Source organism: Pseudomonas sp. IC_126 (assembly GCF_004331835.1).
Lineage (GTDB): Bacteria > Pseudomonadota > Gammaproteobacteria > Pseudomonadales > Pseudomonadaceae > Stutzerimonas.
Genome location: NZ_SJSS01000002.1, coordinates 413,349 through 427,676, shown reverse-complemented (window position 1 = coordinate 427,676; position 14,328 = coordinate 413,349). Strand labels below are relative to the sequence as shown.

Below are 14,328 nucleotides of genomic sequence, written 5' to 3'. Positions count from 1 at the left end.
CAAGGCCGCAGCATGACTCGAATCACGTTTCGGGCGGCCCCGGCAAGGCCAGTCGCGCTCGAATCCGAATTCGCATCGTGGTGCGAGCCAGACGGCGCTCAGCTGCAGCCTGCCCTACGCCAACAACTCGGCAAACTGCCCGGCCGGCACCGGGCGGCTGATCAGGTAGCCCTGGATTTCGTCGCAGCCCTGTTCCTTGAGGAAATCCATCTGCGCCTGGGTTTCCACGCCCTCGGCGACCACTTTCAACTCCAGGCTGTGGACCATCGCGATGATGGCCCGAACGATGGCAGAGTCCTCGCCGACCTGATCCAACTCCGAGATGAACGAGCGGTCGATCTTGACGTAGTTCACCGGGAAACGCTTCAGGTAGCTGAGCGACGAATAGCCGGTACCGAAATCATCGATGGCGAGTTTCACGCCGAGCGCACGCAACTGATGGCTGATGCTGGCAGCATTGTCGATGTCGTCGAGCAGCTGGCTCTCGGTCAGCTCCAGCTCCAGCAACTCTGCCGGCAGACCTGTTTCCACCAGCACCTGCCGCACCAGGCTGACAAAATTGCCCTGGCGCAGCTGTTTGACCGAGAGATTCACCGAAACCCGGATCGTCGCGAGCCCGTCCAGTTGCCATTGGCGGGCCTGCCGGCAAGCCTCGCGCAGGACGAACTCGCCCACCTGGACGATCAGACCGGTCTCTTCGGCCAGCGGAATGAAGTGACCCGCCGCCATCAGCCCCTGCTGCGGATGACGCCAGCGCACCAGCGCTTCGGCTGCGTCGAGGCGATCCTCCGCCACGTTCAAGCGCGGCTGATAGAAGACTTCCAGCTGCCCCTCTTCGAGTGCCTGGCGCAACTGGTTTTCAAGCTTCAGATTTTCCAGACTGGTGCTTTGTAAGCGCTCGGTGAAGAACTGCACGGTGTTACCGCCCAGGTGTTTGGCATGTTGCATCGCCATATTGGCCTGCAGCAGCAGGGACGTGGCATCGCGCGCATTGTCGGGCATCAGGCTGACACCGATGGATGCGCTGATCACCAGTTCCTGATCACCGATCAACACGGGCTTGCTGATGCGTGACAGCAGACGGCCGCCACTATGCGCAAGGTTCGACAGGCTGCCGTAGCCTTCGAGCACTACCACGAACTCGTCGCCCGACAGCCGCGCGATGGTGTCCGCATCGGAAAAGGTATGCGACAGCCGCCGGGACATTTCGCGCAGCAGCTGGTCGGCCGCTTCGTGTCCGAGGCTCTGGTTGAGGATCTTGAAACGGTCTAGGTCGATATAAAGCACCGCCAGACCGCGGCTATTGGCGTGCGTCCGCTCGCAGGCATCGTGCAGGCGGGTCTTGAGCAGGCTGCGATTGGCCAGCCCGGTCAGTTCATCGAAATGCGTGAGGTAGCGCAGGCGCTCTTCCACCTGCCGCCGAACACTGAGGTCGAATACGAACGCCACGACATTGCTGACCTTGCCCTCATTGTCGCGAACCGCATGCAACTGCGCCCATTGAGGATAAACTTCACCGTTCTTGCGGGTTTCGATCAGCTCACCCTGCCAGCTTCCCTCCCGCTCCAGGCATTCTCGAATCGCCGCATACTGCTGCCGACTGTCTTCGGAACTGGCCAGCCGCGCGACACTACGCCCGATGAGTTCCTCCCGCGAATAGCCGGACAGTGCACAACAGGCATCGTTGACCGCCAGCAGGCGGAAGTCAGCATCCATGATCGCCATGCCCTCGCCAGCGGCGTCGAATACCGTGGCCGCCAGACGCTGCTGCTCGGTCTGTCGATGAGCCTCGCTGATATCGCGACGAGTACCGATCATCCGATGCGCACGGCCATTGGCATCACGCTTGATGACCCGCCCGCAATCTTCCATCCACAGCCAGCTGCCGTCCGCTTTCACCGCACGATAGCGCGCCGTGTATAGCTCGGTTTCACCTTTGAGGTGGGCGATGACGGCGTTTCGCACCTGCGACAGGTCATCAGGATGAACCTTGGGCCGTAGCGGGTCGGCCAGCAATAACCGGGCGCTTTGGCCAATGCCGAACACCACTTCCATACGCGAATGATGGACCTCGTCATGCTCGAGATCCCAATCCCACAACCCCAGACCGCTGGCTTCGAGCGCTAGGTTCAATCGCGCCTCGCTTTCGCTCAGCTCCGCCGTGCGTTCGGTCACACGCTGTTCGAGCCCGTCAAGCGTCTCGCGCAGCAGGCCTTCGGCGTGCCGCCGTTGCTCGACCTCGCCTGCCAGCTCGTCGTTCAGCTGAGTGGCCTCACTGTGCATGAGCTGCAGGCGCGCGATCAGCTGCTGGTTGTGATAGCGCTGGCGCAAGCTCGCAGTCAGCAGGTGATTGGTCTGCCAGGCAATCATGCAGAGCGTCAGCAGCACCACGACGGTCAACACGCCCCAGCCCAGCTGTTGTAACTGGTCGCTGCTCAACAGCACGACGGCGGAGGGCAGCAGGCTGGGTATGGTGAAGATGAAGAAGGCACGAAGCGATACGCCGCTGGTCACGGCGCCGGTAACGACCACCGACCCGGTCGCGCCGTAGAGCAGGGTTTGCTGGATGAAACTGTCGTCAGGCACCAGTGCCACGATCGCATAGCACAGCGTGATCGCTGTCATACCGCTGCCCAGCAAGAATGTCCGGTGCCAATACGGTCGTTGCTGATCTTGCGCAGCGGCCCTGTCGAATGCGCTCGCTTGCTGCAACCGCCACAGCGCCAGCAACAGGGTGCAGCCCGACCACAACGTCAATTCCAGTAGCGGGGCCTTGTTCCAGAGCAGGCCGAGGAACACCGCAACGGCGACCAGCAACAGCACGAGCGAGATCCGGGAACTCTGATAAAGCAACCGTGTACGCTCGGTTCGCTGCTCGACATCAGCGCAGGCGAGAACTGCCTGGTCGTCCTGGGTCAGTAACGCCGATTGGGTTGCCTGTGCGGAATCGATCATCGAGCACTCTTGTTATAGGTGTCTGAAAGGCATTGTTCGCCGCAGCTGATGGTCCGGATGATGGCATGTTGCCGGCCAAAGACAACAGTGCGTTCCGACCAACGAACGAGAACGCCTTTGCATCCTGGGCGTTGCGTCTGGCGCGGCAAACCCGACCCGCTGGCGCGCGAGTCAACGCGCCCGTCCGTTGCGCGAGCGAGCCGAACCGGTTTGCGGATAGAATGGCGCCCATGCATGACGATCTCTCTCTCCTCCTGAACTCCCTCAACGACGCCCAGCGCCAGGCCGTGGCCGCGCCGCTGGGTCGCCAACTGGTCCTCGCTGGCGCCGGCTCGGGCAAAACCCGCGTATTGGTGCATCGCATCGCCTGGCTGCACCAGGTCGAGCGCGCCTCGCTGCATTCGATTCTGTCGGTGACCTTCACCAACAAGGCCGCCGCCGAGATGCGCCAGCGTATCGAACAGCTGATGCAGGTCAACCCGCAGGGCATGTGGGTCGGCACCTTTCACGGGCTGGCGCACCGCCTGCTCCGCGCGCATTGGCAGGAAGCCAAGCTGGCACAGAACTTTCAGATCCTCGATTCCGACGACCAGCAGCGGCTGGTCAAGCGGGTGATCCGCGAACTGGGGCTCGACGAACAGCGCTGGCCGGCGCGCCAGGCCCAATGGTGGATAAACGGGCAGAAGGATGAAGGGCTGCGGCCGAAGCACATCCAGCCCAGCGGCGACTTATTCCTGGCAACGATGCTGAGCATCTACCAGGCGTACGAAGAGGCCTGCGCGCGCGCAGGCGTCATCGATTTTTCCGAGCTGCTGCTGCGCGCCCTGGATCTGTGGCGCGACAACCCGGGGCTGCTCGACCACTATCAGCGCCGCTTCCGCCACATTCTGGTGGACGAGTTCCAAGACACCAACGCCGTGCAGTACGCCTGGCTGCGCCTGCTGGCCAAGGGTGGCGAGAGCCTGATGGTGGTGGGCGACGACGATCAGTCCATCTACGGCTGGCGCGGCGCGCGGGTCGAAAACCTGCACCAGTTCAGCGAAGACTTCCAAGACGCCGAAACCATCCGCCTGGAGCAGAACTACCGCTCCACCGCTTGCATCCTCAAGGCCGCCAACGCTTTGATCGCTAACAACCATGGGCGGTTGGGCAAGGAGCTCTGGACCGAAGGCTGCGAAGGCGAGCCGATCAGCCTTTATGCCGCGTTCAACGAACACGACGAAGCGCGGTATGTGGTCGAGAGCATCGAAAGCGCGATCAAGAAAGAAGGCCTGGCGCGCAGCGAAATCGCCATCCTCTATCGCTCCAACGCCCAGTCGCGGGTGCTGGAAGAGGCGTTGCTGCGCGAGAAGATTCCCTACCGCATCTACGGCGGCCAGCGCTTCTTCGAGCGCGCCGAGATCAAGAACGCCATGGCCTACCTGCGCCTGATCCAGACCCGAGATAACGACGCGGCGCTGGAGCGGGTGATCAACGTGCCGGCACGCGGCATCGGTGAAAAGACTGTCGAGGCGCTGCGCCAGCTGGCCCGCGCGCAAGGGTTGTCGCTGTGGGCCGCGCTGCACCAAGCGGTCGGCACCAAGGTGGTCTCGGGCCGCGCGGCCAGTGCGCTGAACGCCTTCGTCGAGCTGATCGATAGCCTCGCGCTCAAAGTCGAAGGCATGCAGCTGCACAACATGGCGCAGTTGGTCATCGAGCAATCCGGTCTGCTCGCCTATCACCGCGACGAAAAAGGCGAGAAAGCCCAGGCGCGGGTGGAAAACCTTGAGGAACTGGTGTCCGCCGCACGCGCCTTCGACAACTACAGCGAAGAGGAAGAAGACGAGCAGACACCGCTGGCCGCCTTCCTCGACCACGCTTCGCTGGAAGCCGGCGAGCAGCAGGCAGGCGATCACGAGGACAGCGTGCAGTTGATGACACTGCACAGCGCCAAGGGCCTGGAGTTTCCGCTGGTGTTCCTGGTGGGCATGGAGGAAGGGCTGTTCCCGCACAAGATGAGCCTGGAAGAACCGGGCCGTCTCGAAGAGGAACGCCGCCTCGCCTACGTCGGCATCACCCGCGCCATGCAGCAGCTGATCGTCACTTACGCCGAAACACGCCGGCTATATGGCAGCGAGACCTATAACAAGATCTCGCGCTTCATCCGCGAAGTGCCGCCCGCGCTGATCAGCGAAGTCCGCCTGAGCAATACCGTGAGTCGTAGCTTCAACAGCCGGGGCATGAGCGGCGGCTCCCTGTTCGACGGCGCCAATGTGCCGGAAACGCCATTCAATCTTGGCCAACGCGTCTCGCACTCGCTATTTGGCGAGGGCACCATCCTGAACTTCGAGGGCTCCGGCGCACAAGCTCGCGTTCAGGTGAATTTCGAAAGCGAAGGCAGCAAGTGGTTGATGCTCAGTTATGCCAAACTCCAAACGCTATGACGTGCACGTCAACCGATACTAATAAAATCGTCAAAGGAAAACCTCACTCATGAAACGCCGTCACTTGTTTGGCGCCGCCGCTGCCCTGCTTGCAACGCTCGGCCTTGCAGGCTGTAACGATGAGAAGAAAGTCGAATCCACCGCTGAGTCGCAACCGGCCACCAGCGAAGCGCCTAAAACCTACAACTGGAAGATGGTCACCGCCTGGCCGAAGAACTATCCAGGCTTGGGCACTTCAGCCGAACGGTTGGCTGAGCGCGTCAATGCCATGAGCAATGGGCGGCTGACCATCAAGGTCTATGCCGCCGGCGAGCTGGTGCCTGCCCTCGAGGTATTCGACGCGGTCTCGCGCGGCACCGCCGAAGTCGGCCACGGCGCCGCCTATTACTGGAAGGGCAAAGTGCCCACGGCGCAATTCTTCACCTCGGTTCCCTTCGGCCTCTCGACCAGCGAAATGAATGCCTGGCTGACCCGTGGCGGCGGCCAAGCGTTCTGGGACGAAGCCTACGCACCGCACGGCGTCAAGCCGTTCGTCGTGGGTAACACCGGCATGCAGATGGGCGGCTGGTTCAACAAGGAAATCAACTCGCTGCAGGATCTTCAAGGTTTGAAGATTCGCACCCCCGGCCTGGGCGGCGAAGTGCTGAGCCGGCTCGGCGCGACCACCGTCAACATGCCGGGCGGCGAAGTCTTCACAGCGCTGCAGACCGGCGCGATTGATGCCACCGACTGGGTCAGCCCCTACAACGACCTAGCTTTCGGCCTGCACAAGGCGGCGAAGTACTACTACTACCCCGGCTGGCAGGAGCCGCAGGCGGTGCTGGAGTTGCTGGTCAATCAAAAAGCGCTCGACAGCCTGCCGGACGATCTGCGCGCCATTCTCACCGAGGCCGCCGGCGCAGCAAGCCGTGACATGATCGACGACTATGTCTACAACAACGCCCTCGCGCTCGATCAGTTGAAGCAGCAGGGCACTGAGCTCAAGCGCTTCCCCGACGAGGTGCTGGCCGCCATGCGTGAGCAGTCCGATGCCGTCCTAGGCGAGCTGGCCGCACAAAGCGAGCTGAACGGCCGTATCTGGGCGTCGATGAAGGCGTTCCAGGCGCAGGTCAAACCCATGCATGAAATTTCCGAAAAAGAGCTGTACAACTGGCGATGAGCCAAAGACTCGCTGCGCTTGTCGTCTATCCAACAAGCGCAGCGAGCAAAAACCCGAAACACTCTCCAACTGGCGCGGCCCGAGCGGGCCGTGCAACATCAGCCTGTAATTTCACCCATACCAGGAATACCAAATGCAACGTGTGCTCAGCATTTTCATGGCGCTGTGTATCGGCCTGACTCTCAGTCTCGACGTGCACGCCAAGCGTTTCGGCGGCGGCAAGAGCTTTGGCTCGGCGCCCAGCCACCAGACCCGTCAGGCGCAGCCTCAACAACGCAATGACGCAGCCGCGCAGCAAGCAGGACGCCAACAGCCGGCCGCAGCCAGCGGTGCTTCACGCTGGCTCGGCCCGCTGGCCGGCCTCGCCGCTGGCGGTCTGCTCGCCTCGATGTTCATGGGCGACGGCTTCGAGGGTATTCAGTTCATGGATATCCTGATCTTCGGCCTGATCGCTTTCCTGCTGTTCCGCTTCCTGGCTGCCCGCCGTCGCCAGCAGCAGCCAGCCGTGGCAGGGCATGCACCGATGCAGCGCGAAATGCCGCAGCAACCGTCCATTTTCGGCGGCAGCAGCGCAGCTGTAGCCAAGGCACCGGTAATCAACGCGCCCGCCTGGTTCAACGAGCAGAGTTTCGTCGGTGCGGCTCGCGAGCATTTCCTGTCGCTGCAGCAGCACTGGGATGCCAACGAAATGGACAAGATCGCCGAGTTCGTCACGCCGCAGCTGCTCGAGTTCCTCAAGCGCGAACGCGCCGAGATTGGTGATGCCTACCAGTCGACCTATGTCGACGATCTGCAGATCCAGCTCGACGGCGTGGACGACAATGCCGAGAAGACCACCGCCACGCTGACCTTCACCGGCGTCGCGAAAAACTCGCGCTTCGATCAGGGCGAGCCCTTCAGCGAAAGCTGGCGCATGGAGCGTGCACAGGGCGAGAACCAGCCGTGGCTGGTCGCGGGTATCCGTCAGAACGCCTGATACACGCAGGCGTAGCCGAGAGCCCCGGCTTAATTGGGTTCAGTTGGATAACGAACCCCGCTAGCTGCGGGGTTTCGTTTTTAAGGCGAATCGTTTTATTGCGGCTCGTCCTGACCCGATCTCATCAACCATGAGCCTACAACTCAGCAAAAAGGGTCAGCGAAACGACTTAGGACCCGCCCTCCGAGCGGCGCTGTTTCCTTTAACTGCACTTTGAACCCGGCTTGCCCGGGTTTTTTCGTTTTTGGCAGCAGGAAGCGCGCAGCTCGGCTGAACCCTGTGAAGAATTAAGCGTCTATGCTGCTCGGAAAATACTAAAAAGAATGGAGTCCTGCGTGTCAGGCAACCTCATGACAGGGTTTTACGTCGTCAGCACGACGAGCGCTCCCATCGCCGCTTTCGTACCGAGCCACCGACCGGATAATCAGCCATGAGCAGCGTTCGCCTGCCCTCGGTCGACCGTCTGTTGCGCGCGCCTGCCTGCGCGCCCCTGCAGCAGCGCTACGGCCGCGAAGCGCTGCTCGGCACGCTACGCGATCTGCTCGACGAGCTACGCGAGCCGGCCCACCACGGTCAGCTCGCCGCGCTGGAGCTGTCAGAGGCCGTGCTTGCCGGGCGCGCCGGAGAGCGCCTCGCCAGCCAGCACCGCAGCCGCATACGTCGCGTATTCAACCTTACCGGCACGGTGCTGCACACCAACCTCGGCCGCGCGCTGCTGCCCGACGAAGCCATCGAGGCGATCACCCTCGCAGCTCGCTACCCGTTGAACTTGGAATTCGATCTGGCCAGCGGCAAGCGCGGCGACCGTGACGACCTGATCGAAGGGCTGATCCGCGAGCTGACCGGTGCCGAAGCCGTCACCGTAGTCAACAACAATGCCGCCGCCGTTCTGCTGGCCCTCAACAGCCTAGGTGCACGCAAGGAAGGCATCATTTCTCGCGGCGAGCTGATCGAAATCGGCGGCGCCTTCCGCATTCCCGACATCATGGCGCGTGCCGGGGTAAAGCTGCATGAAGTGGGCACCACCAACCGCACCCACGTGCGCGACTACGAAAACGCCATCGGCCCGCGCAGCGGCCTGCTGATGCGTGTACATACCAGCAATTACAGCGTGCAGGGCTTCACTGCTAGCGTCGCCACAGCTGAGCTGGCGTCCATCGCCCGAGCGCATGGCTTGCCGCTGCTGGAGGACCTAGGCAGTGGCAGTCTGGTCGACCTGTCGCGCTGGGGCCTACCGAAGGAGCCGACCGTGCAGGAAGCCCTGCGCGACGGCGCCGATATCGTCACCTTCAGTGGCGACAAACTGCTCGGCGGCCCCCAGGCCGGGCTGATCGTAGGCAGCCGCGAGCTGATCCAGAAGATCAAGAAAAACCCGCTCAAACGCGCCCTGCGCGTCGACAAACTGACCCTGGCTGCACTGGAAGCGGTGCTCAATCTCTATCGCGACCCTGATCGCCTCGCCGAACGCCTGACCAGCCTGCGCCTGCTCAGCCGCCCGCAGGAGCAGATCCGTGCACAAGCCGAACGAATTGCGCCGGCAATCGCCACGGCGCTCGGCGAAAACTGGCAGGTTGCCGTCCGCGACGCGCTGGGCATGATCGGCAGCGGCGCACAGCCGGTGGCACGACTGCCAAGTGCCGCGGTTTGTATCAGCCCGCTGCAACCCAAGCGGCTGCGCGGTCGCAGCCTGCGCCAGCTGGAAGAAGCCTTACGTTGCCTACCGATCCCGCTCCTTGGCCGGCTCGCCGAAGACGCGCTCTGGCTCGACCTTCGGCAACTGGACGACGAGGCGGCACTGCTGGAACAGCTGCCGCACCTGCAGCGGGAGCTGATGTCATGATCATCGGTACCGCCGGCCACATCGACCACGGCAAGACGGCTTTACTCAAGGCTCTGACCGGGCAAGAGGGCGATCGTCGTCGCGAGGAACGCCTGCGCGGCATCACCATCGACCTCGGTTACCTGTACGCCTCGCTTGGCAATTCAGAAAACCTCACCGGTTTCATCGACGTACCCGGTCACGAGCGCTTCGTGCACAACATGCTGGCCGGTGCTTGCGGCATCGACTGCGTGCTGCTGGTGGTCGCTGCCGATGACGGCGTGATGCCGCAGACACGCGAGCATCTGGCCATCATCGAACTACTGGGCATTCGCCGCGCGCTGGTGGCGCTGACCAAGATCGACCGGGTCGACCCAGCGCGCACTGACCAAGCGCGCCAGGAAGTCGAAGCGCTGCTACAGGCCGGTCCGCTGGCCGGCGCGCCGATCTTCCCGGTGTCCAGCATCAGCGGCGAAGGGATCGATGCGCTCCGTTCGGCGCTGATCGAGCAGACCGCAGAGGTACGCTCGGGTTGCGGCAACGGCTATTTCCGCCTGGCCATTGACCGCGCATTCAGCGTCGTCGGTGCCGGCGTCGTCGTCACCGGCACGGCCTTCGCGGGCCGGGTGCGCGTGGGGGACGAACTGACCCTGAGCCCAGCCGGACGAACCGTTCGGGTACGCGGACTGCACGCGCAGAACCAGGCTTCCGACGAGGCCCATGCAGGTCAGCGGGTCGCCCTGAACCTCGCCGGCGAACGCCTTGCGACAGAGCAAATCAGCCGGGGCGACTGGCTGCTGAAACCCGAGCTACAGGCCGCAACCCAGCGCATCGATATCGAATTCACCCTGTTGCCCAGCGAAGTTCGCGAACTGCGCCATTGGACGCCGGTACACATTCACCTTGGTGCGCAGGACGTCACCGGCCGGATTGCCCTGCTGGAAGGCGAATACCTGGCGCCCGGCGGCCGCGTGCATGCGCAGCTGTTGCTGAATGCGCCGGCTCATGCGGTACACGGCGATCGCGTGATACTGCGCGACCAATCCGCACAGCGAACCCTGGGCGGCGGACGGGTGCTCGATCCCTTCGCTCCGCCGCGCAATCGGCACCGCCAGGCACGCCTAGCGGTATTGCGCGCACTGGACGGCGAAACACTGGAACACATCCTGCCGGGGCTGCTGCCCAGCGCGATCAACGGTCTGGAGCCGGCGTTGCTGGAACGGCAGTTCAACCGTCCGCGACACACCTGGAAGCTGCCGGACGAAGCCCTGGAAATTACCACACGGCTTGGCCCGCGCTTGTTCGACCGCGACACCTGGGACTACCTCGGCCAAAGTCTTGTGGCGGCATTGCAGCGCTTCCACGAAGCCCAACCGGACGAGCTGGGTCCGGATCGCGACCGCCTGCGCCGCTACGCGCTACCTCAGCTCGAGCGACCGATATATTTAGCGTTGCTGGAACAAACGCTGGCGGCCGGAAAGATCGAAGCCAGCGGTCCCTGGCTGCACCTGCCTGGGCACCGCGTTCGGCTGAGCGACGAGGAAGAAGCGCTGAAAGCCCGGCTATGGCCGCTGCTGGAATCCGCCCGTTTCGATCCACCCTGGGTCCGCGATCTGGCCGGCGAACTGCGCATCGACGAGGACAAGGTTCGTCATCTGTTGCGCAAGCTGTCCCGCATAGGAATGCTGCAACAGGTCGTCAAAGACCTGTTCTACACCGACTCCACCATCCGCCAGCTGGCCAATCGGGTAGTGGATATGGAACGGCAACACGGCGTGATCCGCGCTGCCGCGTTCCGCGACCAGATTCAGCTCGGCCGCAAGCGCAGCATCCAGCTGCTCGAGCACTTCGACCGCATCGGCCTCACCCGGCGCTTCGGCAACGAACGCAAGGTGCGACCCGACAGCGCCTTGGCCTCAGAGGCTGAGGTCGGGTAGGCTGCAGCACGTCCAGATTCCAGCCCCGTTCGGGCACGTCTCTGGAAGGCAATCGCACCCGGTGGTGCGGCCGGGCTTCAAACCCGGTTGGGGGCGGCAGCCGTTCCCGGGTGGGTTCGACTCCCACTGCCTTCCGCCATTATCCGCTTCGCTCAATTCGCCCTATTCCCGGGCGCTCACGGCGCGCAGGTCTGTAGGCACCTTCTCGTAGAGCTTGGCTGGTCGACGGTTCGCTCTGAGCCGCTTGCCTATCTGCCCGATAGCTAAAAACTATTCCTAGCCCGCTGCAAACTCGAATTGTTGGTCTAGCCTTTTCAACACGCGTGGAAAAGGAGAACGAGCATGTTGGCAACATTGCTTCCGGCCCTGCAAAACCTGGCGTTGCCGTTGCGTCTGCGGCTATGGGACGGCAACGAAATCGACATCGGTCCCGCGCCGAGCGTGACGCTGGAGATCAAGGATCCGAACCTGATCGCGCAGCTGGCTCATCCCAGTCTCGCCCTGCTGGGCGGTGCTTACGTCGAGGGCAAGATCGATCTGCACGGCCCCCTTGAAGAGGTAATCCGCATCGGCGATGAAATCACCCGCGCTCTGGGTGGCGATGCCACCGTCCTGCCGACGCGCGAATCCCACGATAAGACCACCGATGCCGAGGCCATTTCCTATCACTACGACCTGTCCAACGAGTTCTATCAGCTCTGGCTGGACCGCGACATGGTTTACTCATGCGCCTATTTCGAGACCGGCACGGAAGATCTCGACCAGGCCCAGCAGGCCAAGCTGCGCCATCTGTGTCGCAAGCTGCGGCTGAAGCCCGGTGATCGTCTACTGGATGTCGGCTGCGGCTGGGGTGGGCTAGCGCGCTTTGCCGCGCGGGAGTTCGGCGCAGAAGTGCTCGGCATCACCCTCAGTCGCGAGCAGCTCAAACTTGGGCGCGAGCGCGTCGCCGCCGAAGGACTGGAAGGCCAAGTGCAGCTGGAATTGATGGACTACCGCGACCTGCCCAGGAACGGCCAGTTCGACAAGGTGGTTAGCGTCGGTATGTTCGAGCATGTCGGCCACGCCAACTTGCCGCTGTACTGTCAGCAACTGTCGGAAGTGGTGCGCCCCGGTGGTCTGGTGATGAACCATGGCATCACCTCGCGGCACATCGATGGGCGACCGGTGGGGCATGGCGCCGGCGAGTTCATCGACCGTTACGTGTTCCCCCACGGCGAGCTGCCGCATCTGGTGAAGATCGGTGCCTGCATCAGCGAATCGGGGCTGGAAATCGTCGACGTGGAGAGCCTGCGCCTGCATTACGCACGTACGCTGGATTTCTGGAGCCAGCGCCTGGAAGCGAATCTGGCCGAGGCCCGGCAGATGATTCCCGAGCGTGCGTTGCGCATCTGGCGTGTCTATCTGGCCGGCTGTGCCTATGGTTTCCGTCGCAACTGGATCAACCTGCACCAGATCCTGGCGAGCAAACCGCTACCGGATGGCTCCCATGAGGTGCCCTGGTCGCGGGCCGATCTGTACCGATAGGCGCCAGACACTTGCCTGGCGCGTACGCGATCAATGGCTCATCAGCGTATCGGTGGTTTCAGGCTTATCGTGGGTGCCGAAGCGGTCGACGATGGTCGCGCTGGCTTCGTTCATGCCCAGCACCTCGACCTCAGCGCCCTCGCGGCGGAACTTGAGCACCACCTTGTCCAGCGCCGAGACGGCGGTGATGTCCCAGAAATGCGCATGGCTGAGGTCAATGACGACCCTGGCGAGGGCTTCCTTGCAGTCGAAGGCCGTGGTGAATTTCTCCGACGAGCTAAAGAACACCTGGCCAACCACACGATAGGTTCGCTGCCCGCCTTCGGCATCCAGCTCCGAGTCGATATGCAGGTAATGGCCGACCTTGTTGGCGAAGAACATCGCCGCCAGCAGCACGCCGGCCAGCACGCCATAGGCCAGGTTGTGGGTGAGGACCACGACCGCCACGGTGACCACCATGACGATATTGGTGGAAAGCGGGTAGCGCCGGAGGTTGCGGATCGAATCCCAGCTGAAGGTGCCGATGGAGACCATAATCATCACCGCCACCAGCGCCGCCATGGGGATCTGGCTGACCCAGTCGCTGAGGAACACCACCAACAGCAACAGCACCACGCCGGCGATCAGCGTCGACAGGCGGGTGCGGCCGCCTGATTTCACGTTGATCACCGACTGGCCGATCATCGCGCAGCCAGCCATCCCGCCGAACAGACCGGAGGCGATATTGGCAACGCCCTGGCCCTTGCATTCGCGGTTCTTGTCGCTGCCGGTGTCGGTCATCTCATCGACGATGGTCGCGGTCATCAGCGATTCCAGCAGGCCGACCACCGCCAGCGCGGCGGAGTACGGGAAGATGATCTGCAGGGTCTCGAAGGTCAGCGGCACCTCGGGCCAGAGGAAAATCGGCAGGGTGTCGGGCAACTCGCCCATGTCGCCGACGGTGCGGATATCCAGGCCGAGATAGATGGCCACGGCCGTCAGCATGAGGATGCACACCAGCGGCGACGGAATCACCCGGCCGATCTTCGGCACGTAGGGGAACAGGTAGATGATGCCCAGGCCCGCCGCCGTCATCGCGTAGACGTGCCAGGTGACGTTGGTCAGCTCCGGCAGCTGCGCCATGAAGATCAGGATCGCCAGCGCATTGACGAAGCCGGTCACCACCGAGCGCGAGACGAAGCGCATCAGCGAGCCCAGCCGCAGGTAGCCGGCGATGATCTGCAGCACGCCGCAAAGCAGCGTCGCCGCCAGCAGGTATTGCAGGCCGTGCTCGCGCACCAGGGTCACCATCAGCAGCGCCATGGCGCCGGTGGCGGCGGAAATCATCGCCGGCCGGCCGCCGACGAAGGCGATCACCACGGCGATGCAGAAGGAGGCGTACAGGCCGACCCGAGGGTCGACGCCGGCGATGATGGAAAAGGCGATGGCCTCGGGAATCAACGCCAGGGCGACGACGAGGCCGGAAAGCACGTCGCCACGAATATTGCCGAACCAGTTTTGCTTGATCGAGTGGAGCATGGGCTATCCAAAGGGGA

8 protein-coding genes and 1 tRNA gene are annotated in these 14,328 nt (G+C 63.1%); 7 read left to right on the top strand and 2 right to left on the bottom strand.

Features of this window, described 5'->3' with window-relative positions:
* Positions 1 to 114: 114 nt before the first annotated feature.
* Complete coding sequence (locus E0D86_RS07450) at positions 115 to 2,955, bottom strand: bifunctional diguanylate cyclase/phosphodiesterase (protein ID WP_131649379.1); 2,841 nt, start codon at positions 2,953 to 2,955, stop codon at positions 115 to 117.
* A gap of 230 nt (positions 2,956 to 3,185) precedes the next feature.
* On the opposite strand from E0D86_RS07450, the gene uvrD reads away from it, so the two are divergent.
* From uvrD to cfaB, 7 genes are all read left to right on the top strand, one after another.
* On the top strand, positions 3,186 to 5,378 hold the full coding sequence (gene uvrD / locus E0D86_RS07445) for a DNA helicase II (RefSeq protein ID WP_131649378.1): 2,193 nt from the start codon (positions 3,186 to 3,188) through the stop codon (positions 5,376 to 5,378).
* A 49-nt stretch (positions 5,379 to 5,427) separates the two neighbouring features.
* Positions 5,428 to 6,537 carry a TRAP transporter substrate-binding protein gene (locus tag E0D86_RS07440; protein ID WP_131649377.1) on the top strand — a complete coding sequence of 370 codons (1,110 nt, stop codon included), beginning with the start codon at positions 5,428 to 5,430 and terminating at the stop codon, positions 6,535 to 6,537.
* A 133-nt stretch (positions 6,538 to 6,670) separates the two neighbouring features.
* A complete protein-coding gene (locus tag E0D86_RS07435) occupies positions 6,671 to 7,513 on the top strand; it encodes a Tim44 domain-containing protein (protein WP_131649376.1) in 843 nt (280 codons plus the stop codon).
* Between the two features lie 430 nt (positions 7,514 to 7,943).
* On the top strand, positions 7,944 to 9,353 hold the full coding sequence (gene selA / locus E0D86_RS07430) for an L-seryl-tRNA(Sec) selenium transferase (protein ID WP_131649375.1): 1,410 nt from the start codon (positions 7,944 to 7,946) through the stop codon (positions 9,351 to 9,353).
* Positions 9,350 to 11,269: a selenocysteine-specific translation elongation factor gene (gene selB, locus E0D86_RS07425; protein ID WP_131649374.1), complete on the top strand. Its 1,920-nt coding sequence runs from the start codon at positions 9,350 to 9,352 to the stop codon at positions 11,267 to 11,269. Before selA ends, selB begins: the two co-directional genes overlap by 4 nt.
* 43 nt (positions 11,270 to 11,312) lie before the next feature.
* Positions 11,313 to 11,408, top strand: a tRNA-Sec gene (locus E0D86_RS07420).
* 203 nt (positions 11,409 to 11,611) lie between these two features.
* A complete protein-coding gene (gene cfaB, locus E0D86_RS07415) occupies positions 11,612 to 12,793 on the top strand; it encodes a C17 cyclopropane fatty acid synthase CfaB (RefSeq protein WP_131649373.1) in 1,182 nt (393 codons plus the stop codon).
* 30 nt (positions 12,794 to 12,823) lie between these two features.
* Here cfaB and E0D86_RS07410 read toward each other — a convergent pair whose 3' ends face one another.
* Positions 12,824 to 14,311, bottom strand: a complete 1,488-nt coding sequence (locus E0D86_RS07410; RefSeq protein WP_131649372.1) for a SulP family inorganic anion transporter — start codon at positions 14,309 to 14,311, stop codon at positions 12,824 to 12,826.
* Between the last annotated feature and the right edge of the window lie 17 nt (positions 14,312 to 14,328).